Source organism: Microbulbifer maximicatervae (SeqCode) (assembly GCF_052468155.1).
The window spans coordinates 3017681-3040066 of record NZ_CP174335.1 but is presented as its reverse complement, the minus strand read 5'-3'; the positions used below and the strand labels follow the sequence as shown (position 1 = coordinate 3040066).

The 22386-nt window shown below is 45.5% G+C and carries 21 protein-coding genes and 1 tRNA gene; 17 read left to right on the top strand and 5 right to left on the bottom strand.

From position 1 onward, the window contains the following. Nucleotides 1–65: 65 nt before the first annotated feature. The 7 genes from ACJJIY_RS13190 to ACJJIY_RS13160 all read left to right on the top strand — a co-directional run bounded on the left by ACJJIY_RS13190 (nucleotide 66) and on the right by ACJJIY_RS13160 (nucleotide 8183). A complete protein-coding gene (locus ACJJIY_RS13190) occupies nucleotides 66–1004 on the top strand; it encodes a right-handed parallel beta-helix repeat-containing protein (protein WP_444897832.1) in 939 nt (312 codons plus the stop codon). 400 nt (nucleotides 1005–1404) lie between these two features. Then, the gene (locus tag ACJJIY_RS13185) at nucleotides 1405–2292 is read left to right on the top strand and encodes a hypothetical protein (protein ID WP_444897833.1); all 888 of its coding nucleotides are present in this window, start codon (nucleotides 1405–1407) and stop codon (nucleotides 2290–2292) included. 360 nt (nucleotides 2293–2652) lie between these two features. After that, nucleotides 2653–4110: an alpha/beta hydrolase family protein gene (locus ACJJIY_RS13180; RefSeq protein WP_444897834.1), complete on the top strand. Its 1458-nt coding sequence runs from the start codon at nucleotides 2653–2655 to the stop codon at nucleotides 4108–4110. 59 nt (nucleotides 4111–4169) lie between these two features. Then, entirely contained in the window at nucleotides 4170–5276 is a 1107-nt protein-coding gene (locus ACJJIY_RS13175) for a sensor histidine kinase (RefSeq protein ID WP_444897835.1), read from the top strand. Nucleotides 5277–5279: 3 nt separating this feature from the next. Continuing rightward, nucleotides 5280–5996 (top strand): LytR/AlgR family response regulator transcription factor, encoded by a 717-nt coding sequence (locus tag ACJJIY_RS13170; RefSeq protein ID WP_445358055.1) that lies wholly within the window; start codon nucleotides 5280–5282, stop codon nucleotides 5994–5996. A 282-nt stretch (nucleotides 5997–6278) separates the two neighbouring features. Then, nucleotides 6279–6782, top strand: a complete 504-nt coding sequence (locus tag ACJJIY_RS13165; RefSeq protein WP_444897837.1) for an ester cyclase — start codon at nucleotides 6279–6281, stop codon at nucleotides 6780–6782. Nucleotides 6783–6899: 117 nt separating this feature from the next. Continuing rightward, entirely contained in the window at nucleotides 6900–8183 is a 1284-nt protein-coding gene (locus tag ACJJIY_RS13160; protein WP_444897838.1) for a condensation domain-containing protein, read from the top strand. A gap of 291 nt (nucleotides 8184–8474) precedes the next feature. Here ACJJIY_RS13160 and ACJJIY_RS13155 read toward each other — a convergent pair whose 3' ends face one another. Further along, nucleotides 8475–8651 (bottom strand): SDR family NAD(P)-dependent oxidoreductase, encoded by a 177-nt coding sequence (locus ACJJIY_RS13155; protein ID WP_444897839.1) that lies wholly within the window; start codon nucleotides 8649–8651, stop codon nucleotides 8475–8477. Between the two features lie 342 nt (nucleotides 8652–8993). Here ACJJIY_RS13155 and ACJJIY_RS13150 point away from each other — a divergent pair, with 342 nt between their 5' ends. Continuing rightward, nucleotides 8994–10235, top strand: coding sequence for a patatin-like phospholipase family protein (locus ACJJIY_RS13150; protein WP_444897840.1), 1242 nt, complete (start codon nucleotides 8994–8996; stop codon nucleotides 10233–10235). A 49-nt stretch (nucleotides 10236–10284) separates the two neighbouring features. Here the strand turns inward: ACJJIY_RS13150 and ACJJIY_RS13145 are convergent, their stop codons facing one another. From ACJJIY_RS13145 to ACJJIY_RS13135, 3 genes are all read right to left on the bottom strand, one after another. Then, a complete protein-coding gene (locus ACJJIY_RS13145; RefSeq protein ID WP_445359669.1) occupies nucleotides 10285–12012 on the bottom strand; it encodes a SulP family inorganic anion transporter in 1728 nt (575 codons plus the stop codon). A gap of 97 nt (nucleotides 12013–12109) precedes the next feature. Then, complete coding sequence (locus ACJJIY_RS13140; RefSeq protein WP_445358054.1) at nucleotides 12110–12523, bottom strand: protein tyrosine phosphatase family protein; 414 nt, start codon at nucleotides 12521–12523, stop codon at nucleotides 12110–12112. A gap of 55 nt (nucleotides 12524–12578) precedes the next feature. Further along, nucleotides 12579–13457 (bottom strand): MBL fold metallo-hydrolase, encoded by an 879-nt coding sequence (locus tag ACJJIY_RS13135; protein WP_444897842.1) that lies wholly within the window; start codon nucleotides 13455–13457, stop codon nucleotides 12579–12581. A gap of 92 nt (nucleotides 13458–13549) precedes the next feature. Between ACJJIY_RS13135 and ACJJIY_RS13130 the strand changes: the two genes are divergently transcribed. The 9 genes from ACJJIY_RS13130 (at nucleotide 13550) to ACJJIY_RS13090 (ending at nucleotide 21699) form a co-directional block, all read left to right on the top strand. Beyond that, entirely contained in the window at nucleotides 13550–13864 is a 315-nt protein-coding gene (locus ACJJIY_RS13130) for an ArsR/SmtB family transcription factor (protein WP_282932131.1), read from the top strand. A gap of 4 nt (nucleotides 13865–13868) precedes the next feature. Continuing rightward, the gene (locus ACJJIY_RS13125; protein WP_445358053.1) at nucleotides 13869–14312 is read left to right on the top strand and encodes a YeeE/YedE family protein; all 444 of its coding nucleotides are present in this window, start codon (nucleotides 13869–13871) and stop codon (nucleotides 14310–14312) included. Beyond that, nucleotides 14309–14746: a DUF6691 family protein gene (locus ACJJIY_RS13120; protein ID WP_444897844.1), complete on the top strand. Its 438-nt coding sequence runs from the start codon at nucleotides 14309–14311 to the stop codon at nucleotides 14744–14746. Before ACJJIY_RS13125 ends, ACJJIY_RS13120 begins: the two co-directional genes overlap by 4 nt. Nucleotides 14747–14841: 95 nt before the next feature. Then, nucleotides 14842–16572, top strand: coding sequence for a SulP family inorganic anion transporter (locus tag ACJJIY_RS13115; protein WP_445358052.1), 1731 nt, complete (start codon nucleotides 14842–14844; stop codon nucleotides 16570–16572). A 66-nt stretch (nucleotides 16573–16638) separates the two neighbouring features. Continuing rightward, nucleotides 16639–18858, top strand: a complete 2220-nt coding sequence (locus ACJJIY_RS13110) for an ATP-dependent helicase (protein ID WP_445358051.1) — start codon at nucleotides 16639–16641, stop codon at nucleotides 18856–18858. Nucleotides 18859–18920: 62 nt separating this feature from the next. Continuing rightward, complete coding sequence (locus ACJJIY_RS13105; protein WP_445358050.1) at nucleotides 18921–19418, top strand: DUF1993 family protein; 498 nt, start codon at nucleotides 18921–18923, stop codon at nucleotides 19416–19418. A 306-nt stretch (nucleotides 19419–19724) separates the two neighbouring features. Next, on the top strand, nucleotides 19725–20366 hold the full coding sequence (locus ACJJIY_RS13100) for an outer membrane beta-barrel protein (RefSeq protein ID WP_444897848.1): 642 nt from the start codon (nucleotides 19725–19727) through the stop codon (nucleotides 20364–20366). Between the two features lie 303 nt (nucleotides 20367–20669). Continuing rightward, entirely contained in the window at nucleotides 20670–21311 is a 642-nt protein-coding gene (locus tag ACJJIY_RS13095; protein ID WP_444897849.1) for an outer membrane beta-barrel protein, read from the top strand. Between the two features lie 311 nt (nucleotides 21312–21622). Further along, nucleotides 21623–21699 (top strand) — tRNA-Arg (locus ACJJIY_RS13090). 274 nt (nucleotides 21700–21973) lie between these two features. On the opposite strand, the gene ACJJIY_RS13085 is transcribed toward ACJJIY_RS13090, so the two are convergent. Beyond that, the gene (locus tag ACJJIY_RS13085; protein ID WP_444897850.1) at nucleotides 21974–22168 is read right to left on the bottom strand and encodes a hypothetical protein; all 195 of its coding nucleotides are present in this window, start codon (nucleotides 22166–22168) and stop codon (nucleotides 21974–21976) included. Nucleotides 22169–22386: the final 218 nt, after the last annotated feature.

The following is a 22386-nucleotide window of genomic DNA, read 5'->3' as shown; positions in this document are numbered from 1 at the left end:
CAATCTAACCATAGAAAATGAATCACCCTCAATAACATAACAACCGCGAACAAGGAATGGAAAGTATGAAAAAACTAAAATTAGCCCTTGCCTATTTTCTTTTGCCCGCTGCTGGAATAGCAATTTCCTTCGAAAGCTATGCTGTTAGCTGTGGAGATACCATTACCTCCCAAGAAACACTGACTCAGGACTTAGTCTGTGCCACTAATCCCGCACTAACAATTACCGGTCCCTTGGGCGGACTTGATATGGATGGATTTACTGTTACGTGCTCTGCCTCAACAGACGACGGCATACTCCTAAATGGCCTATCTGCTAGTTTAACCTCTGGAGTTATCGATAACTGTAACAACTCTATTATGTTACAAGACGATGGGTCCCACTATGTTACAAGTGTTGATATAGATGATCCTGATGGAGTAGGAGTACTTATTTCAAGCGATAGTAACTTTGTCACCGGCATCCAGATACAATCTGATGGCGTAACCTCCGGAAATGGTATAGAAACTGAAGATCCCGCTAATTATAACCAAATCATCGGAAATACTATCGATAGCACCGGTGGAGATGGAATATATCTAGAGGGAATCTCAAACAATGTTACTAGCAATATAATCACAAATGCTGGTGGTGACGGTGTTGATTTCGATCCCGATGGTCGTTCAAATATCCTTATATTGAATGTTATTGATAACAGTACAGACGTTGGCATTGAGATAGATTCCAACTCTAATCTCATTTCTCAAAATGTAGTGACAAATAACGTGACAGGTATCAGGGTTGAGAGCGCTGATAACAACACCATTAGTGTAAATAGTGTAAGTGATAACAATGACTACGGAATATCTATTGAAAGTGGAAGCGCCGACGGTAATACCGTCTTATCTAACTCCTCCTTAAACAATGGGATCTTTGACCTTTACTCACCCAACGATCCAACTTGCACTGATAACACCTGGATAGGTAATACTTTTGTTACCCGTGACCCTTCATGTTTAGAATAAATTAAACCCTAAATAACTCAAAACTAAAGGCGATAATCAAGTTCTGTATCGCCTTCTCTCAATGACTATCATTTGGGCAATAGAATACCTTGTAAGTTAAATCATACATTGTTACCGGCAGTCCTCTATCAAGCTTTCTTCAGCAAGAATTTCAAACCGACAATAAGTAAAACCTCCCATTAAACTAATGTCCCACTAAATCAGCACTTACCTCTCATAGCATCTATCTAGGCCATCTATCAAACTCATACTTGTATCAACCCCATTCACAAGGAGTACGTGCCAGATTGTCGGCCAAATTCCGATGATCAGGCTAGTGAACGGTGATTGATACGACCTCAACCTTGAAAATGCAATGGAAAACGACATTGGTCGTACAGTCTCATCACTAAAGGAGTTTATGATGAAGAATATTGCACCTCTAGCCGCCAGTATTGCCCTGGCAATCATTAGCCAGGGCGCTATCGCCGACACCAATACTGCAACGGTTTACCAAGAAGGTCTTGGGAACACTGCAACAGCTGATCAAAGTGATCCAACCGCCACAAACAATACCATCGATCAAACTCAGATCGGTGATAACAACACCAGCTATGCGGAGCAATCCGCTAACAGTGATGGTGGCACGATCATTCATAACCAAACTGGCGATATGAATACCGCCGAGTCCTATCAGGATAACTCTGTAGGCGCCTATATCGAGATCAATCAGGGTGACAACAATCAGTACGTCTTCACTCTCCAGTCATTTGTTGACGGTAGCACCATGTCCATTACCCAAGATGGGGATGGCCACAGTGCAACCTTAACTCAAACCAATAGTACCGATGATGTTATTGTGGTGACTCAAGCTGGGGTAAACCAAACCGCATTTGTTACCCAAACACTGACGTCAAACAGTGAAGTCTATGTAGATCAGCTCGGCGACTCCAACCTGGCGACCCACAATCAAGTCAATGGGGACTCCCACTACTCCTACTCATATCAGGACGGTACTACCAACACCCTAAATGTGATTCAAACCAACGATGATCACGAGAGCAACCTCTGGCAAATTGGCGACAACAATGTGGCCATTCATAACCAGACGGGTTCAGATCACTACGCACTGACCGAGCAGCTCGGAACTTCCAACTTTGCCAATATTACGGCAACAGGTATTGGTTCTTCCGCTCAAACTTACCAAAATGGTGTGGGTAACGCCCAAACAACAACGCAAATTGGCGATGCGCAATCTGCTTTTGCCAATCAAACCGGAAACGCAAACGTAGGTGTGATTCTACAGTAAACGCTTCATCTCGCAGTGCTGCCCATAAATGGGCAGCACCCATGGACTCATTGGCACCGAAAGACCATCTTCCAAAGAGTTATTTCCGAAACAACTCTTCCCTTACATCCACATACCTAGCAATAACCCAAGTTCTTTACCAACTTATATAGGCGACTTCGTGTTCGTCATAGGTACAATCCGCACCGTTAGTTAGTCTCTCCGTCCCATCTATCAGGATAAGTCGCCTCTATCTGATGACGCAACATACCTTTACCCCACGCATAACTAGACAAAGGATAGCCAAGACTTCCTCGCCGTTCAGCAGCCCTATTCGCCACTTATCCTAATTTTAATCCAGAAGAAAAAGATTCCTCTAAGATGGCAAGCATTCAGCAGGTGAACACAGAGAGAATAGTTGTGCGATATATTCAAACTAGATTTTCAAAGACAAACGCAAAGTTAAAGTCGCTTTTCTTAGCCGCCGGCCTGTTTTCTACTACAGCAAGTGCTGGTGGCATTGATGGAGAATGGAAGGCCACTATCCAAACAGAGAGTGACAAGGTACTTCCGATTGTCCTCCATTTTGATCAGGATAACGATAAATGGACGGGCGTACTGGATAGCCCTTCACAAAATGCCTATGGCATAGAGATGTCATCCTTGGACATTAGCGGCAACAACATATCCTTCGAAATTGAAGACTTACAAATCAGCTACGAGGGGGCGTACAACCCAGTAGTTGAGCTTATGTTCGGATCATTTACTCAAGGGAAGTCACAGACTCTTAACTTCAGAAAGATAAATACTGCTAAACCGGATAACCGTCCACAAATACCAACAGGCCCCTATCCCTATACTGTTGAAGAGGTAAGTTTTAAAAGTACAATCACAAATAATATAATCTCTGGAACATTGACCAAACCAAACTCAAGGATAAAAGCTACTGCGATCCTGATTAGTGGTTCGGGGCCGCAAGACCGGGATGAAACCGCATTCGGCCATAAAGCATTTGCGGTAATTGCCGACTATTTAACCCGGCAAGGGTACGCCGTATTGCGTTATGATGAACGAGGAATTGGTGACTCTACCGGGAGTTTCTCCACGGCAACTACCGAAGATTTTGCCAATGATACCAGTGCAATTGTGGATTATCTGAACAGTCGTAACGATCTCCCCAAGGGTAAAACGGGCTTGATTGGGCACAGCGAGGGGGGGATGATTGCCCCCATGGTAGCCAGCAATCGTGATGATATTGCGTTTACAATTCTTCTCGGCGGCCCAGGGGTTAAAATGCAACAGCTCTTTTTCGACCAGTGGCACAGGGATAGAAAGCACAGCGGTGTGACTGAGAAAAACCTACAAGAGTTACGCAAGCTTGATAAAATTATTTTTGAACAATTTGCTCGTCTTCCCATAGGGGGAACTATCAGTGATGGCTTACATCAAGCTCTTCATAAGAGTGTTAAACTCGAAGGCTTGGAAGGAGGCAAACTGGAAGCTCAAGTTGAGGTACTTAAGAAACAGTATTCCACCCCTTGGTTTCGTTATGCATTGAACTTCAACCCTGAGCCCTATTTAGAGGGTACAAAATGTCCTATTTTGGCTCTTAACGGCTCACTGGATTTTCAAGTTGATGCGGAAATGAACTTAGGCAATATAGAAAAGGTGTTGAGTAAATCCAATCATAAGGATTATGAAATTATTGAACTCGATAAAATGAATCATCTCTTTCAAACAGCCGAAACCGGCAGCTATGCCGAGTATGCGGAAATAGAGGAAACCTTTTCCCCTATTGCCCTCGAGATGATGTCAACCTGGCTGAACGAGAGATTCTGATTTTAACTAAACTCTGTGGCCCCAGAACAAGGGGCCATTTTATTAACATGTATTAATTTATGAAGTTACTGAAGTCCCCCGCACCTACGACAAAATTCTTAGCGTATCATTTTGGCGGCTGGCTAATATTCGCCCTAGTGAACTCCATTTCTCGCGGATTACTTACCGATGAAAATTTTGAGCAACTCGCCATACATGCACTCACCCTGATATTAACCTGCGGAGCTTTAACACTAATCATCAGAGAAATGATTTATCGCTTTGACCTCTTAGATAAAAACTGGAGGCAACAGTGGCCCTACTTTTTTCTATCCTCAATCTCACTTGCATTTACCTGTGCCTATATTTCAGTTATTTTTCTATTCTCATATTATAATTTAATGGGGTATGCCATTCCCGAATCAATTTGGCACAACGTACTTGGCAACTGGCTTATCATGACTATTTTATTAGTAAGCTGGACCCTGATTTATGTTACAGCAGTTAATCAAGACCGTTTACTCAAAGCTGAACAGGAAGCCATTCAACTTAACCTACAGCTCAATGAGGTTAAAATGGCAGCACTTATGGGGCAGCTTAACCCACATTTCCTTTTCAATGGACTAAACAATATCCGGGCCTTAATTCTCGAGGATGCTACTAAATCAAGAACGATGCTGACAAACCTCTCTGATCTACTGAGATATACATTGATGGCGCATAAACAGAAAACCGTGCCACTCAGAGATGAGCTGGAAATTGTTTGTCAATATATCGACCTCCTCAAAATACAATATGAAGATCGTTTGACTTTCAACTTGATAACTGATCCAGAATTGATGGGAGAACGAATCCCTCCTCTTATTATCCAACTGCTTACAGAAAATGCGATACGCCACGGAATTGAAAAGTCCAAGCATGGCGGTGAAGTAACCATCAGAGTATCCCATGAAGAGGAACACCTAGTCATCACGGTAGCTAACCCAGGGACCTTAGAACTAAACGCACCTCTAGAAACAAAGCCCAGCAAAAAGAAAAATGAAAATACCGGATTGGGGCTAGCTAATATAAAAAAACGATTGACTCTTCAATATGGTAACAACACATCCTTCCAGATAAAGCAACAGGGGCAGCAAGTTATTGCCCAATGCCATATTCCTACTTCATCTCTACAGTTGGCGGTATAATAAGTGAAAGCCATTATTATTGAAGATTCCAGACTCGCTCGCAATGAATTGAGAGAGCTGTTAAAGCCTCACAAAAATATTAACTTAGTTGCAGAGGCAAAAGATTGTGAGCAGGCAGTTTCTCTGATTTTAAAAGAACAACCAGACTTACTTTTTTTAGACATTAATCTACCAGATGGGACAGGCTTCGATATACTAGAACAGCTTGAAACTGCACCCCAGGTTATTTTCACAACGGCTTATGACGAATACGCCATACAAGCATTCGAAGTCAACGCATTAGACTACCTCCTCAAACCAATCAACCCGGAAAAATTAAAGCGAGCGCTTAACAAAACACTAAGTGATTCTCCTTTACAGGATGATAATCACTTATCGAACTACCTAGACACCAACAACAAGATCTTTATCAAGGACGGAGAGCGCTGCTGGCTAATAGAAATAGGAAATATCCGTTATTTTGAAAGCTGTGGAAATCATGCCCAAGTATTCTTTGATAACAACAAGCCGTTTATTTATAAATCATTATCTAAAATTGAACAGCGTTTAAATCCTGAGGTTTTCTTTCGCGCCAACCGCCAGCAAATCATAAACTTGAATTTTATTCAGGATATTCAACCATGGATCAATAGTGGGCTACTAATAACAATGACCGATGGAAAAGAAATAGAGGCTGCAAGACGCCCCGCTACTCGCTTACGGGAAATGCTAAGTTTGTAGGTCGGCCGTATAACCTGCTGCCAGGTACCATGCTGGCAGCAGCATCTCTATTACTCACCTCGTATAAATACTCTGCTGCTAATCTGAAACATCAATTTTAGCGGCATACTTTTAATCCAGTAAAGTCTAAAGATGGACAGCTTGCCAAGCTACCTGAATATCGATTCACCTTATGAAATATGCGTCCATAATAGGAGATGACACAATTCTTTACTCATTTTTAATGTCGTTTACAAGACGTCCTGAAACACACCCTAATTTATGTAGAAAGGAATCTATCAAATGTTCAAACGAGCTTCCTGTTTGGTTTTAACAGCCCTTTTATTCAGTATCACCAATTTGGTGGCGGCACAGCCAAATAACTTAGAAGAGAATAAAAAACTCGCAATGCAAGCTGTGGGGTTATGGCTAAGCGGCAATAAGATAGATCCCAAGACAATTTTATCTCCTAACTATATAAATAACCTGGATTCTGCGACAACGGATAGCGCAGGCCCACAAAAGCGTAACCTCAAACAATTTGAAGAAGAGGTGGCTAAGTTTCACAAGGCTTTCAAAGACATCAAGGCGGTCAGTACCAAGCAAGTAGCTGAAGGAGATTTAGTCGCAACCCATGTTACAGTCAGCGCTAATCATGTCGGCTCGTTTATGGGGGAATCTCCAACCAAAAAAACAATCACCTGGGATGCCGTGGAATTCTCCAAGATTCAGGACGGCAAAATAGTCGAAGCTTGGGTCACTTGGGATAAATATGGATTCCTAAAGCAGCTTGGTGCACTGAAGTAGTCAATTGCGGAGTAATACTATCCTTGACAGCAAGTCAGGATACATTCCCGAATGCGGCATTCATGCTGCTCTGACCCCAAATAATCAAGATCGTCGATATTTTGATCGGTGTCTTTTATGAGTTTAGAAACTCCATCTCGAGAACTTGGCCCACAAGAGGCCTTATTTATAGAGATGACAAGACTCTCCTATGGTGGCTTACAATTTGTTTCTTTCATTAGAGTCTGCAAATCGTTAAGTGTTGACACTTTACGCACAGGATTAGAGTACCTACACAAACGCCACCCTCTTCTACGCGCTCGTATCCAAAGAGGGGAAAAACTTCGCTGGATTTGCGACGTTGACTTCAATGATATTCCATTAAATATATGCCAAGTTGGCGGTACTCTCAATTTAGAGGATGAGTTTAGAGTTCACGGCATAAACTGCCTGGACAGTGAAAAATATGTATACAGCATAAAGCTCTACCTCAATAAAGAAGGTCTCGTAGAGTGGATTTCTGTCATCAATATACATGCAGCATTTGATGGCAGATCAGTAATGACTATATTTTCAGACTTAGACAAATTCCTGCAATCTAACGAAACACTTGAACAGGCCAAGTCACTACCTCTACAAGAGAGTATTGCGAGCCAGCTAGAGTCAGCTGGATACTTTGGAGAAAAAGAGGTCGAGCACAAGAATACCGGAGATTTTAGCTGGCCAGTAGAGAAGCAGGCCCCTCCTACAGAACGTATATCTTGTGCCGTTTCATACCTGATGCCCCCAGAGAAGATCCACAAACTCGCCCAATGGGGCAAGGATAATGGCATTAAAATAACTGCCATTTATTGTGCTATTGCATCCATAGCAGCTCGAGCCATACCTATCTACAAGCATCTAACTGAAGTAATTTTGGCCATGGATGCTAGGGGGTTATGCTCTCCCAATATCCCCATAGGGCACATTGGAGCGTTTTCAGAAACTACCAGTTTAAAATTACCTGAAAACATTGAGTCCGCTGAGGTTATCGAAGTTGCTAAACAACTTCAACAGCAGATTCTTTCAGTTCTCCTCAAGCAGAGCCCTATGACAAAAAACCTAAGTTCTGACTATAAGATGGATGATATCACTCAAATGGCTTCAGAGATAACAGCCCAACAGAAGTCATTTCCAGCAGGTATTATTGTTTCCAATGTGGGCAGTATGCGCTTACTAGCTGATGAAATGCAGTATTTTGAGATCCAAAAGCCTATGATCACCCTAACCAATGGTATAAACCCAATCATGGCAGTAACCTACACCACCTACCGCAATGCTGTTTTTGTCTTTGGGTATTGTGAACCATTGATTAGCAGACATAGTATCGATTTATTTGTTAATGAATATATGCGTATATTAAATAGCCTTATTTCAGAATAGTATTCCATTCGATAAATTACTTTAAGTAAACAGCCTTGAAAGGGAAACCCTGAAAATAACCATCAAAAAAGCTAAACTCTCATACAACTAAGCACCTCACAAACCCGCTAAAAATCAACCTATTTTTGAGGTGCCAAGCAACTATTTATATTGGCAAATCTACTTAAGCTGAAACATATTGCTCATCCCATAAGCTGAATAAATTTCTTGCATCGCCTCTTCTGTAGCTTTGTTAATTCTCTCAATAGTTGGATTTAAGCCTGTGCCATCAACAGTTGCTCTAAATGAATGCTAACCAGGCTGAACAATCAGAGACTGAATGCCAAATTGAGCCAGCTCCACGCGGTAGTTTTCTCCGATTCCCTCTATTGCGTGCTTGCTAGCATTATATGAGCCAAGAGAAGGTAATACGAATTCCCCCAAAACACTTGATATCTGGACAATAGCTCCATTACCATGCTGTTTCATTTACTTCAAGACCGTATGAATTAGTTGTTACAATCCAAACACATTAATTTCAAAAACCAAGATACATAATCTAGCTGCATTACTTCCACTAGATATCATTGCATATGCTATATCAATAGAAAGGCGGAGCTTACCAGCGTCGGATTTCGAGACAAGTCACCACCAACTAGAATAATTACACTTTCTACTTAAGCTACGCGTAAGTTCCTTACCATATTGCTTATAGATTTTGATTTATCACCATTCAGTCTTTGAAGATACAAAATAAAAGTTATTATAGCCTTGGGAGTTTGTCTTTAAAAAGGCAAAACCCATGAGGAATAGATGGTTTCTGGGTACAACATGGCAAGTAAGTTCAACGCCTCTTTCAAAAAGACTATTATTACACTTGTGTATATAGCTGTTGGTTATGCTTTTTTCGCCTACGTTTATAACAATTTTTTCACGCAAACAACCACATTCCCCCGAGAGTCGGTCACCTATGATCTTACTCACAATACCGATTATCTCCAGCAAAAAGACACGATTAATATCCTCGTCGTAGCAGGCGGAGGAGTCAGAGGCTTAATTCCTCTACATGTATTGCAGTATATTGAAGACAAATTGGGGAAGCCCCTTGATCAGGTGTTCGACGTTTTTTCAGGGGTTTCCACTGGAGCAATTATCGCAACAGGCCTCAATATTCCTGATGAAGCTATTCCCACCAGAAACGGGCAAAAGCTTTCCCATCTCGACTATCTGGTTGATATCTATGAGAACGAAGTAAATTACCTTTTCTCTCCCCCTTGGTATCACAAGTTCCTAACCGCAGGCGGTCTGTTTTCACCCTCTTACTTTGGCAGCCGATTACATGAGGTAATGGAAAAACATTATACTAAAGACCTTAACTTTACTGAACTTGAGAACTACGTAATCATCCCTTCTTTAAACTTAAAGGACGGACAGATACACCTTTTTAAGAACAAAGGTGAGACGGTCAATTATCTCCCCACCGATCGGCTTTATCAATTAATGACAGCCGCGGTAAGTGCTGAAACGGCTTTTCCGCCTGTCGTATTCAACTATTCAGAAGATGAAGGTATCCAGCATTGTGAGCCTGAATTTGCAGAGTCGGAAAACGAATCCCAATGTGTCTTTGCAGATGCAGCTATAGCTATGAACAACCCGGCCAGTATGATTCTTCGAGATGTTATCAACGAATTTCCCGATAAAAATTACTACATCCTGGTATTAGGTGCTGGTAGCCCTCGACTCCTTAGCTCAACAACAAACTACGATACCCTGAAAAACTGGGGACAAATAAACTGGTTTCGAGATGCGCTAACAAATATGCAGCGCTCAATGGATACACACCAGCTCCACACACTGGAAATTGCAAAGTCTTTATCTGAAGAAGGGAGGATAGAATACGACTATCTAAATATCGAAATTCGAGAGCCTTTTATCGGCATATTTGAGCACAAGAAACTCCCAAAGTTAAAGGACTATTCGGACCAACTAATCAAAGACAATCAGGTCCAAATCGATCTAATTGTCGACCATTTAAAAAGTGAGAGCATTAAAAATTCAAGTGATAAGTCTTGACAGGTGACTCTTAAATCAACATGGGGAAACCTAGAAGGTTTCCAGGTATCTATGTGTTACCTCCTTGCCCTACCTGTATATTTACAAATGCCTGGTACTGACTTAAAAATACTTCGCCAGAGAGCTTTTGTAAAAAGCTACTTTTCTCCAAACGATCCATCACCGGACCTTTAACTTCAGAAAGATGAAGTCGAACATCTCTATTAAGTAAGATACTGTTTATACTTTCCAGTACTTCCAAGGCACTCCAATCAATTTCATTAACGGCACTACACATCAGGATCACATGCCTGACCTGGGAATTGCCTCCTAGACGGCTATAAATACGCTCTTCCAATGTACTTATATTAGAGAACATCAGACGGCCATCTACTCTAAAAGTAAGAATCTCAGAAGCAGTTTTAACTGGGTGTCGATCTATATTGCGGAAATGCTCAGTGCCTTCGATTAATCCTACCTCTGCAATATGAGGCTTTGATGCGCGCCAAACGAATAATAATAGCGATGCACCCACTCCACAGAGCACGCCCGACTCAACGCCAAATAATAGAGTAACGAAGATTGTCACCGCTACAGCAAGAAAATCCGCCTTGGAAAATTGCCAAGTTTTGCGCAAGATAGAAAAATCTACCAGTGAAAGTACTGCAACAATAATAGTGGCAGCGAGAGTAGCTTTCGGAAGAAAATATAGTGGTGACGTTAGAAAAAGAGCCGTGAATCCAATGCCTATTGCGGCAAATAGGCTGGCAAACTGTGTTTGTGCTCCCGCGTCAGCATTTACAACTGAGCGTGAGAAGCCACCACTTACCGGAAATCCACCAGAAAAACCTGCCCCAACATTCGCCAACCCTAAAGCCACCAGTTCTTGGTTGGAATCAATTCTTTGTCTACGTTTTGCGGCTAAAGTCTTTGCCACGGATATCGATTCTACATAGCCGATGATAGCAATCATTAGCGCAGGTAACGCAAGTGACTCAAATAGGGAAACCGACAGCTTTGGCAAGCTAAATTGAGGCAGCCCCGAAGGAACACTGCCAACAAGGGCTACTCCCCATGCTTCAAGGTTAAAAGTATATGAGAAGTACACGGTTATCAGCACTGCTACTGCGGGGGCTGACTTAGACAGAAGATTAGCGGTATCAGCTGTGATTCCTAATCTTTGCAATAGTTTTGCCGCACAAGCTCTAGATAGGTATAGAAATAGCACCACCCCCAAACCGACTAACAAGGTCAACTGATTATAGCCACCCAAGTTTTCAAACAAGCCAGGCAACAGCTCTAATATTGTATCTCCATGGACCGATAGCCCCAGCAATTGGGTAATCTGATTAAGTGCAATTAATAATGCAGAAGCAGTTATAAAGCCGGAGATTACTGGGTGTGATAAAAAGTTAGCGAGAAAACCTAACTTTAATATACCTAATACAGTGAGAATTCCCCCGGACAAGAGCGCCAATATCGCTGCTGCAGTGAGGTAGTCTACCTCCCCGCTCGCTGTTACCTTTCCAAGAGCAGCGGCGCTCATTAAGGAGATTACCGCTACAGGTCCTACGGATAGTGTTCGACTGCTGCCTAACAGGCCATAGACTAGCAGCGGAACAATACTCGCATAGAGGCCCACCTCAGGTGGCAATCCGGCAAGCAAAGCGTAAGCAAGAGACTGGGGAATAAGGAGCACGGTAACAATTGAAGCCGCCAGTAGGTCCTGGGTTAGCAGCTGCCGATTATAGGAGTGAATAGTTGCCAGAATGGGAAACCATCTGGTGAGATGCTGCATCGCCATGATCTGTTTTCCGCTCTGGCCTTACGGCCTGAGTTCTATCAGCTTAAAAGAAGGGTTTGAATTGCAGCACCAAAAGTGCTGCATTTTAGAGCTAGGGTTCAATCGATATCAGCACCGCACCAATATCGAATCCTGCGGCCTGGGCCTGGGAGTTGAGCTGCTTTTTATCTGCCCCCATCAGGACCTTGGCGCCGGCCCATACCTGGCTGGAACGATTACCCGTCCGGCAAAACGCGTGCACTTTGTCTCCTTCCTGTAAAACATCACGAAATGCCTCGCAGTGATTTCGCATCATACGTCCGCGAGTAAAAGGAATAGCCACAAATTTAATACCCACCGCCAATGCGGCCTGCTCCATTTCCAAATAGGAGGGGTGAGTTTCACTCTCACCTTCCGGGCAATTGCATACTACAACTTGTACCCCACTCTGAGCCAATGGCACCATACTTTCACAGGCTATATGCTCAGAAACGCTCACCTGTTCATCTAATTGTTTAATATTCATTGTCACCTCAGTTCTATGCATTCAACTGAATAAATATATCGATCAATAATTTCGTCTAAAGTTGATTAAGCGGCACTTTCAAATAAACCGTACCATTCGATTCTGCCGGGGGCATTTGCCCCGCTCGAATATTCACCTGCACAGACGGTACTATCAGCCGCGGCACAGATAAAGTGGCATCGCGCTTGCGGCGCACCGCGACAAAATCTTCCTCGGCAACCCCATCGCGCAAATGAATATTCTCCCTGCGTTGCTCTCCCACGCTGGTCTCACACTGATAGCCCCGCTTACCTTTAGGCGGGTAGTCGTGACACATAAACATGCGGGTTTGGTCGGGAAGGGACAAGATCTTACGCACTGAGCGATACAGCTCTGACGCATCGCCGCCGGGGAAGTCACATCGCGCACTGCCAACATCCGGCATAAATAAGGTATCGCCAACAAAAAGCGCATCGCCGATTAGCCAGGCCATATCTGCGGGAGTGTGGCCGGGACTGTAAATCACTTTCGCTGTCAGCTTACCCACCTGGAAAGTCTCACCATCCTTAAAGAGATGATCAAACTGACTGCCATCTGCCAGGAACTCCCGCTCAAGGTTAAATACATCGCGGAAGATTTTCTGCACCTGGCAAATGTGTTCACCGATTCCGATACGTCCACCCAATTGCTGGCGTAAAAACGGTGCCGCTGATAAGTGGTCAGCATGGGCATGAGTCTCCAGTATCCACTCCAGAGTCAGGTCTTTCTCTTGAATAAATGACACCAGCTCCTCAGCACCTCGGCTACTGGTGCGACCCGAGGCTGAATCAAAATTCAGCACAGAGTCCACAATAGCGGCGGAACCCCCTTCCCTGTCGTACACCACATAGCTCCAGGTTTCTGTATCCCGATCCAGGAACGGCTGTACCCGGGCACAGTGTTCTTCATGAGCCATCTTCTGCTCTCCCGTATTCACTACACCAACAATATACAATGTGATATTATATAAAACAATATATTGTAATTGTGTAAATTGATTTAGTTCCTATGCCTGATACTGAACATCTCGATCTCAACAAAATGCGCGATTCCGCTGGCCAGGCGGCAGCGATGCTGCGCTCCCTGGCCAATCAGGACCGCTTGCTACTTCTATGTCAGCTCAGCCAGGAAGAGTTAAATGTAGGCGAATTGGAAGAGCGCCTGGGTATTCATCAGCCAAGCCTGTCCCAACAACTGGGTGTCCTCCGTCGTGAAGGCCTGGTCGAAACACGCCGCGAGGGAAAAAACGTCTTCTACCGGGTTGCAGACCCGCGAGTACTCGCCCTGCTGCAAACCCTTTACCAGCTCTACTGTGCGGAGTAATCCCATGACCATCGATTGGACCGCTTTCACCCCGGGCACTGCACTCGCCGGGGGGCTGCTGATTGGCCTCGCCAGTGCCGCTTTACTCGCCTTCAACGGTCGTATCGCAGGTATCTCCGGCATCATTGGCGGGCTGCTTAACCAATTCCAAGGTTCCCTGTGGCGCCTGGCCTTTATCGGGGGGCTATTGATAAGCCCTCTTGCCTGGAAAATCTTTGCAACAGTGCCCGACATTGATATCCAGGCAGGTTATCCCACCTTAATTGCAGCGGGATTACTGGTGGGCCTGGGCACGCGGATGGCTTCCGGTTGTACCAGTGGCCATGGTGTTTGCGGCTTGTCCCGACTCTCCACTCGCTCGCTAACCGCCACCCTAATATTTATGGCCGCGGGCTTCGCAACCGTATTTCTAATGCGACACCTCCTGATCGGCCAGCTGGGTCAATGATGATGAAAACCAATATCAGCGCACTTTTGGCCGGGCTCACTTTCGGCCTGGGGTTATTGCTCTCCGGTATGGCCAACCCAGAGAAAGTTCTGGGCTTCCTCGATTTAGCCGGCGCCTGGGACCCCTCTCTGGGACTGGTGATGTTTGGCGCTATCGCCGTGGGCCTGCCACTATTCCATTTCATCAGACGGCGGGGACAGTCTATCTGGAAGCAACCGCTTCACCTGCCGGCAAGTAACCAGGTTGATCGCCGATTGGTATTGGGCAGCCTTCTATTTGGCGCCGGCTGGGGACTGGCGGGGTTTTGCCCCGGACCGGCGATTGTCGCTACCGGGGCGGGACAACTTAAAGCGGTAATTTTTGTACTCGCCATGCTCACGGGTATGGGGATATTCCAACTCTTCGGGATCAAGCGCACTGCCGCAGTGGAGTAACTTGCGCCCAAGCACAACGGTGAGGCAGCCGCCGTCTATCTTGTTTGAGCAGTTCACACAATTGCGGCAGGAAGAGAGCGGAAACAAATGTAAGGATGCGGCTACTCCACCTAATCCCTCCATGGCTTCGACGCTACCAGCCCAAGTGGCTGGTGGGAGATAGTGTTGCCGCCCTCCTGGCCAGCATGATGCTGATCCCACAGGCCCTCGCCTATGCCGCACTTGCCGGCTTGCCCCCTTATCTAGGGCTCTACGCTGGGCTGCTCCCATTAGTTGGATACGCACTGTTTGGCTCCAGCTCGGTGCTGTCCGTTGGCCCGGTGGCCGTGCTCGCCCTAATGACCGCTTCAGCTCTCACCCCCATAGCCTCACCGGGAAGTCCCGAGTACATTTCCGGCGCCATATTATTAGCACTCTTGAGTGGAGTAATCCTGCTGTTAATGGGGTTTCTTGGCCTCGGTAGCCTCGCCAACCTTTTGAGCCTTCCGGTTGTTGACGGTTTTGTCTCCGGTGCCGCGCTGCTGATTATTGCCGGGCAGATTGCCCCCTTGCTGGGAATATCAAGCAATGGCGATACGGTTCTCGAGATATTGATCAGCACCTTTAACCACCTGCCCGAAACCGATCGGGAAGCAGCTCTGCTGGGGCTCATTGCACTGGCCAGCTTAATTGCCGCCCGTCTAGGCTTGCCCTTCCTGCTCAGGAAAATCGGGGTCGGCCCAGCACGATCCAAATTGCTTTCGCGGTTGGCGCCCATGCTTATCGTGGTGATTGCCATTGTGCTCACCGCTATTTTTCACTGGGAGAAGGAATTACCCGTTGTGGGGGTTATTCCCGCTGGCCTACCGCACCTAAGTATCCCCTCTATTAATCCGGGGCCGATTTACAAACTGCTATTGCCTGCCCTGATTATTGCCCTGCTCGGTTTTGTCGAGAGCTTATCTATTGCCCACTCTATCGCCCAACGGCGCGGCGAGAAGCTCAACACTAATGCGGAACTGCGGGGGCTGGGCGCCTCCAACCTACTCAGCGCATTTTCAGGAGGGTTTGCGGTAACCGGCAGCTTTGCACGGACAGCCGTTAACGATGAGAGTGGAGCAAAAACCCCCCTCAGCGGCGTGATAGCCGCAGTGCTAATCGCCCTGCTACTCCTGTATGCCACCAAAGTCTTTACCGAACTGCCAATCTGCGTGCTGGCCGCCACCATCATTGTTGCAGCCGCAAACCTGATCAACTTCCAGGGTATGGCCCACCACTGGCGCTACGACCTCACCGATGGACTGGCAATGGCCGGCACATTTCTCGGGGTAGTGTTTTTTGGCGTGGAGACCGGGATTGCCCTGGGCGTCGGGCTCTCATTCGCCACATTGATCTGGCGAGCCAGCCGGCCACATATCGCTGTCGTGGGGCGTGTACCAGGTACCGAGCAATTCCGCAATGTGCTTCGCTATACAGTGAAAACCGACTCTGAAATTTTGTTCTTGCGTATTGATGAGAACCTGTTTTTTAGCAACATCAATGCGATTGAGGAGCGACTTTTTGTAGAGATAAAGCGACATCGCAATACCCGCCATATGGTGCTGATCTTATCGTCTGTTAACCGGATCGACAGCACAGCAATAGAGCGTCTGTTACAAGTAAACCGGGATTTACAGAATCGAAATATCCAGCTGCATCTGGCTGAGGTAAAGGGGGCTGTACTGGATCGCCTGGGCCACTCCAAGCTACTGCAGGAATTGAGCGGCCGCGTGTTCCTCTCTCCCTACATCGCAGAGCTTGCTCTGCGCCACCATCAAATCTCCGATAGCGACAAACCACCCAAATAAGTTAGCGCGACTTGTAAGACAACATCAAACACTGGCAAAATATCCAGTATTTGGGCAAAGAGCGCGATGGGCGGAAACAACCTTACCTCTGAACAGCAGGCAATTGCAGATCACGCCGGTGGTCACGCCAAGATCATTGCCGTTGCCGGCTCTGGCAAAACCACTGCTCTGTTGCACTACATAAAGAACCGCCTTGATGCAGGTATCGCCCCCGAACGACTGCTGGTATTAATGTACAACCGCAGCGCTCGGGAGGACTTCGACCGCCGCTTACGGCAGCTGGCTGAAGGCTCGATACCAGCGGTACATACCTTTCACAGTGTTGGATATCGTTTATACCAACACATGATCTCCAATGACCATATCGCTGCTGCCAACCTATCCCCCCTGCCACAATCCACAATCCAATTACAAATCTGGAAGGCCATTGAAGAGTGCGCGCCTACCCACGAACTCGAAGAGATTAGAGCACGGAAGCAATCTGAGATTGAGGCCGCTGAATTTTTTATCGACTACACCAAAACGATTCTGTCGGGAGATCTCAGCGCATTTCAGGAACTGAAGCTCGGTGATGAATACATGTATTTTCTGCAGGTGTTTCGCACTTTTGAAGCTTGGCGCCGCAGCCAAAATGCGGTTACCTACGCCGATCTGATTTATGACCCAGCCATACTGCTCAGCATGGATGAGGAAATGGCCGAGCAGTACGGCAGCTATTACGAAGATATCCTGGTGGACGAATACCAGGACATCAATGAGATACAACACTTTTTATTGCGAGTTCTCTACGGAAAATCTGGCAACGTCATCGCGATTGGCGACCCAGACCAAACAATTTACGAATGGCGAGGCTCCAAACCAGATTTCCTGCTCACATTTTTCGATGGGGATTTTCCCCCCTCGAATATTTATCACCTGAGCCGCACTTTCCGTTATGGCCACCAATTATCCCTGGCCGCCAACCACTTTATTGAGAACAATCGCGATCGCGCCGATATATTCTGTGTTTCAGCCAATGAAGATCAGCAAACAGAAATCGAGTTGGTAAAAACCGATAAGGAGGGGCGCTGGCTTGTAGAGCACCTGCGCCGATGTCAAAAGCAAGGTCAGTCATTCAGGGAGGTCGCCGTACTGGTGCGGCTGTGGTCTATCGCCGCTCCTATTGAACTGGCACTGCTGGCCAATAATATCCCCTACCGTTCAGCAAGCCGCAACACCGTCCTTTCGCGCCGGGAGCTCCGCCCCTTATTTTGGAGTTTAAATATTGCCTCCGGTCGATTCGCCGAACTTCCTCCCAAGCGGCGCCAGCAGGGACTTTACGAATGGCTGACCTCTCCCCATGTGCGTATTCCGCGCAAAGTCCTGGAGCCCATCTGTTCCTCTCTGGCAGCGCTGGACAAAGGCTGGGGCAAGAAGCTGATTGCCCTGCTACCTGAAAACCTGAGTAAGCCCCAGACCAAACGCTTGCGCCAACGGGCAGACCTGCTTACCCAGATCGAGAGCTGGCGCGGTCACGCCGGAGAGCTACTGCGTCGCCATATCGGTGAACTGGAACTTCTCAGCGGAATCGCTGACGACGCCTTCACCCGCCAACAAGGGGAGGAGAGGCAACAAACCATCCTCGCTTTCTGCAAATACCTGGACACACTGAAGCAGCCACCCGCTGAAGCCCTGGCACATCTACAAGAACTTCAACGCCAACACCGGGAGGGCGAACAAACCGAAGCGGATGCTATACAGATAACGACTATGCACCAGGCTAAAGGTTTGGAGTGGGAACAAGTGATTATCCCCACCCTCACCCAGCACAATATGCCCTATCAGCCCCAACGGGACTTCAGCACACCCGCGTCACTGGAGAGCGAACGCCGCTTAATGTATGTGGCGATGACCCGAGCCAAGTCAAAACTCTTCTTGTTGGCCCCTGCAGAAGACTCCAAAAAGAATGATCCAGAGGCTTCGCAGCCTTCATTATTTATTAATGAAATGCAGCTTCCTTTAAGTAAATTGATGGCAGACTCCTTAAAGGAGCGTCCGGAAAAAATCGACACCGATGTACCGGTTTCACGCCAAGCGCTCCACTATTTAGAAGCTTGCGATTACAACCCCAATATCAGTGCACCCCGGGCCCCCATGCGAAAACCCGAACCTGGAGAGGGACTGCGGCATCGAAAACTTGGCTATGGAAGGGTTTTAGGATGGGAGGACAAGCGTATCGAGGTTTTATTTAGCGATGGAAAAGCTCGACGGTTTGATTGGGAGACTTTGTCACAATATCTGATGTAGCAATATCCAGGAACGTGTGTACCACAAAAAAATTATTCACTCCGCTGTTATCAGGTCACCTAATGCAAATATCTATCAAGAGCCTTCTTCATAATTATCTTTCCCAACTACTTTCAATTGTGACTAAAATTCCGCAGGAAATATTTCACAAGCAGCTGGCATCTAACATGTTCAGCTTAGCCAAGAATGCAAAAATTGCGGCCAATTTTTCTCTTCGCGGATACTGCCCACTCGTTGACCAAAAAATTGTGACATTTGAAGAGGATGGCAGTACAAAGGAGGGTATTCTGAGAACCATCCAGAAAACACTAAATTATTTAGATTCTTTACCCGAAGTAACCGATCTGGACAGTAGTAGAAGAATCAATGATAAAGCAGGTTTTACAACCGTGGATCTCCCACAGCCACAATATATCCATCAATATATAATTCCAAACTTACTATTCCATATAAGCATGGTTTATGCAATTGCACGCCACTGTGGTGTAACCCTTAGCAAAGGCGATTTTGATGGGTTACATAAGTACCCTGACAATTTTACCTTTATAGATGGGTTTTAAAAATGACACAATTCCATATGTACTACAGTGGCAAGTTAGAAAAACTACAAAAAGCTCTTCAAAAAACCTGCCACAACTACAACTAAATTCAGACAAAAAAGGCGTGCAGACCGATACTTTGACAAATCAAAAGAAGACAGATTGGCAATCAAATCAGACAAAACACCCCTTCAACGCACAATCACGCCTCAAAACCATCCTACTCTAATTAAACAACTTGACTGAATTCTTCAGCCAAAAGCAATATAGGTGTTATCTATTTTGACGCTTGAGCATTTCGTTACTTTTACACCTCAGGAGACCAACATGAAAATTTCAAAAATATTTCTATTGATCCCTCTATTAGCCAACTACAATTCAGCATTTGCAAAAGAAACCCCTTTCTACGCTGGAATTGGATACGGGACTCAGGATTTTGATGGGCAACAAGAACTTACAGATTATTATGTAAATAATAATTTTAAAGATACCACCAGCTCCTTTGATATTTACGCTGGCTACCAACTAAATCAATTCTTCTCTGTAGAGGCAGGATACAGCCATTTTGGTAAAGCATCCGACACCTATATTCATCATAGTGCAGTAATAGCTCAACTTGACTATAACATCATTAATGACAAGGAAAGCTTGGATATTGACAGCGTACAAATAAATTCTGTCTTCGAATACCCAATGCTAGATAATGTCACTGTCAGCGCCTACCTTGGCCTTTCTTACACTAAAATAGATAGTACTTATACCGCCTACATGAGCATCGCGGATATTGATGGAAATTATGAAGACAATAAACCTTTCAAGTCCAGCGAGAATGATTTTGACCTAACTTACGGTATCGGCGTCAGATACGACTTTACCAACCGGTTCAGCGGCAAACTGCAATGGAAAAACATCAATAATGATGTCGTAGATATCAGTGGCATACATTTGTCTATAGAAACCCATTTCTAAGGACATCTATAAAATGAATATCCGAGGGTAAAAACTGCCTTTATTTTTACCCTCACGAAACTGGCCTCATATTCTAAACCCCTAAACTTCCAGCTTTCATTTTATTGCCAATACCCTACACTTCCATAGCTAGCTCGCTGAGCAGTTTAAAGAGGCTTAATGAGCCAAGCCTAAAATAGATTGAGTTGATCAGGCAACAAATCCTAACTTTACTTGAAAGCGAATATAGCGCAACGGTAACTAGCGATTTACAACCTATCAAAGAGATAAAACCGCTCATTTAATGGAATAAATGGGGCCACAATGAAATACACTAGACTAGCCATATTACTATTAACCTTTGCAAATGCTTCTATCGCGGCAGAGAAGTCAATCTACGCCGGAATAGGATATGGATACTTTGACTTTAAGGGCCAGAACAAACTTCCAGAACCCTATATAAGCTCTCAACGCTTTGGCGATCACGCCAACAATGTCAACATTCACGCTGGGTACCAATTCAATCAGTTTCTTTCCGTTGAACTCGGGTATGACCACTTCGGTAACACCTATGATGAATTTGTTGCATTAGTTAGTTTCTATGACAGAGAAATTGATGAATATCGCGATGCCTATATCACCGATGATGAAACGGTTACAGTAGAAAGTTATCATCTGCATGTTATTGCCCAATATCCAATCCTTAACAAGACGACTGTAAATGCTCTTGTTGGCCTCTCCCATACCAAAATCGACAGCGAGTTCATACCAAGATCCAGCTGGATACCAGATAGCCCATTAAGCCCAACCTACTCCCAAAGCAAAAATGAAACGGACTTAGTCTACGGCATTGGAGTAAAGTATTCTTTCACTGATAACTTTGCTTGCAGGCTCCAATGGAAAACAATTGATAACGATACCCTGAGGATAAGCGGATTTGACCTGTCATTGGAGACGCGCTTTTAGGCGTTGAGATCGAAACCTGATAAGTTGGATGAGATTGACCCCTGCTCTGTCACTGATCGGTACATTTCCTTTCAAGAGCCTCCAAAAGCCCCGCAAGCGGGCCTTGCCACCTCACTCTGTAAAACCACTTGTCTGCTCTTGATGGTGGTGCCTTTTCATCCTCTTAACCCGCTAGCCCTGGCAGCGAATCTGTAACTAGTCAACACTCACTCAAAGTGCCTAACTTTTATCCAACATAATGTTTTTTAAGGATTTTTTTACTCTTAAGGTTGACTTACCCCCACCGCATCTATAGTATCCGCATCCGTAACGCGCTCGTAGCTCAGCTGGATAGAGTACCTGGCTACGAACCAGGCGGTCGGAGGTTCGAATCCTCCCGAGCGCGCCATACAAACGAAGGGCTTATGCTTAACAGCGTAAGCCCTTTTTTGTTATAGTGCGGTAAAACCCGCATGCATATATCACCGCCAGCACTACCTTTATGCCTGAGCCGGCCCCACCGCCATCAACTCCCCCAGAACTCCACCACTAGGCATCCGTCACCGGGCCGTAACACAAGAACTTCTAGGAAGTATTCCTCACCCTAAACCCATTGCTGGGAGCTAGTGATGGAATTGGCGGTTCACTGCCAGAAACATAAATTGCCGGTGATACAGATAAATTTATACAAGCACGGGCTGAGCCAGTTCCTCTTTCCCAAGAAGAAAGCCAGCGATTGGGTAAGCACTAGATTTTAACTGAGCTCCACTAGCAACAAGTAAGTGGGCGAACCCCAGTCGGCAAATAGCCAACGAAAAGCCATTATCAGGTGTAATAGAATTACGCATCAGCACTCTCTGCTGAAGAGCAATAATCATACCCCCTCGCGTACAGACCATTTTAGATGCTAGATAAATTGAGGGGCGAGTTTCTCGATGATATAACCTACCCCTCCACATCAACTCATGAATGCAAATGATACTCTCAACACCACCACCCCATAAGTAATACACCTTATAGTGTCGACTCAATAATTCACAACTTAGCTAACATTACTATGCTAATAGAAACGTAAGATCAAAACAGCCACCATAAT

Coding starts and splice junctions, on each gene's coding strand:
- ACJJIY_RS13175 (WP_444897835.1), top strand. CDS start 4,170: ATGAAGTTACTGAAGTCCCCCGCACCTACGACAAAATTCTTAGCGTAT.
- ACJJIY_RS13135 (WP_444897842.1), bottom strand. CDS start 13,457: ATGGCTCATGAAGAACACTGTGCCCGGGTACAGCCGTTCCTGGATCGG.
- ACJJIY_RS13130 (WP_282932131.1), top strand. CDS start 13,550: ATGCCTGATACTGAACATCTCGATCTCAACAAAATGCGCGATTCCGCT.
- ACJJIY_RS13190 (WP_444897832.1), top strand. CDS start 66: ATGAAAAAACTAAAATTAGCCCTTGCCTATTTTCTTTTGCCCGCTGCT.
- ACJJIY_RS13095 (WP_444897849.1), top strand. CDS start 20,670: ATGAAATACACTAGACTAGCCATATTACTATTAACCTTTGCAAATGCT.
- ACJJIY_RS13145 (WP_445359669.1), bottom strand. CDS start 12,012: ATGCAGCATCTCACCAGATGGTTTCCCATTCTGGCAACTATTCACTCC.
- ACJJIY_RS13125 (WP_445358053.1), top strand. CDS start 13,869: ATGACCATCGATTGGACCGCTTTCACCCCGGGCACTGCACTCGCCGGG.
- ACJJIY_RS13150 (WP_444897840.1), top strand. CDS start 8,994: ATGGCAAGTAAGTTCAACGCCTCTTTCAAAAAGACTATTATTACACTT.
- ACJJIY_RS13140 (WP_445358054.1), bottom strand. CDS start 12,523: ATGAATATTAAACAATTAGATGAACAGGTGAGCGTTTCTGAGCATATA.
- ACJJIY_RS13100 (WP_444897848.1), top strand. CDS start 19,725: ATGAAAATTTCAAAAATATTTCTATTGATCCCTCTATTAGCCAACTAC.
- ACJJIY_RS13110 (WP_445358051.1), top strand. CDS start 16,639: ATGGGCGGAAACAACCTTACCTCTGAACAGCAGGCAATTGCAGATCAC.
- ACJJIY_RS13185 (WP_444897833.1), top strand. CDS start 1,405: ATGATGAAGAATATTGCACCTCTAGCCGCCAGTATTGCCCTGGCAATC.
- ACJJIY_RS13155 (WP_444897839.1), bottom strand. CDS start 8,651: ATGAAACAGCATGGTAATGGAGCTATTGTCCAGATATCAAGTGTTTTG.
- ACJJIY_RS13105 (WP_445358050.1), top strand. CDS start 18,921: ATGCAAATATCTATCAAGAGCCTTCTTCATAATTATCTTTCCCAACTA.
- ACJJIY_RS13085 (WP_444897850.1), bottom strand. CDS start 22,168: ATGATTATTGCTCTTCAGCAGAGAGTGCTGATGCGTAATTCTATTACA.
- ACJJIY_RS13160 (WP_444897838.1), top strand. CDS start 6,900: ATGAGTTTAGAAACTCCATCTCGAGAACTTGGCCCACAAGAGGCCTTA.
- ACJJIY_RS13120 (WP_444897844.1), top strand. CDS start 14,309: ATGATGATGAAAACCAATATCAGCGCACTTTTGGCCGGGCTCACTTTC.
- ACJJIY_RS13180 (WP_444897834.1), top strand. CDS start 2,653: ATGGCAAGCATTCAGCAGGTGAACACAGAGAGAATAGTTGTGCGATAT.
- ACJJIY_RS13115 (WP_445358052.1), top strand. CDS start 14,842: ATGCGGCTACTCCACCTAATCCCTCCATGGCTTCGACGCTACCAGCCC.
- ACJJIY_RS13165 (WP_444897837.1), top strand. CDS start 6,279: ATGTTCAAACGAGCTTCCTGTTTGGTTTTAACAGCCCTTTTATTCAGT.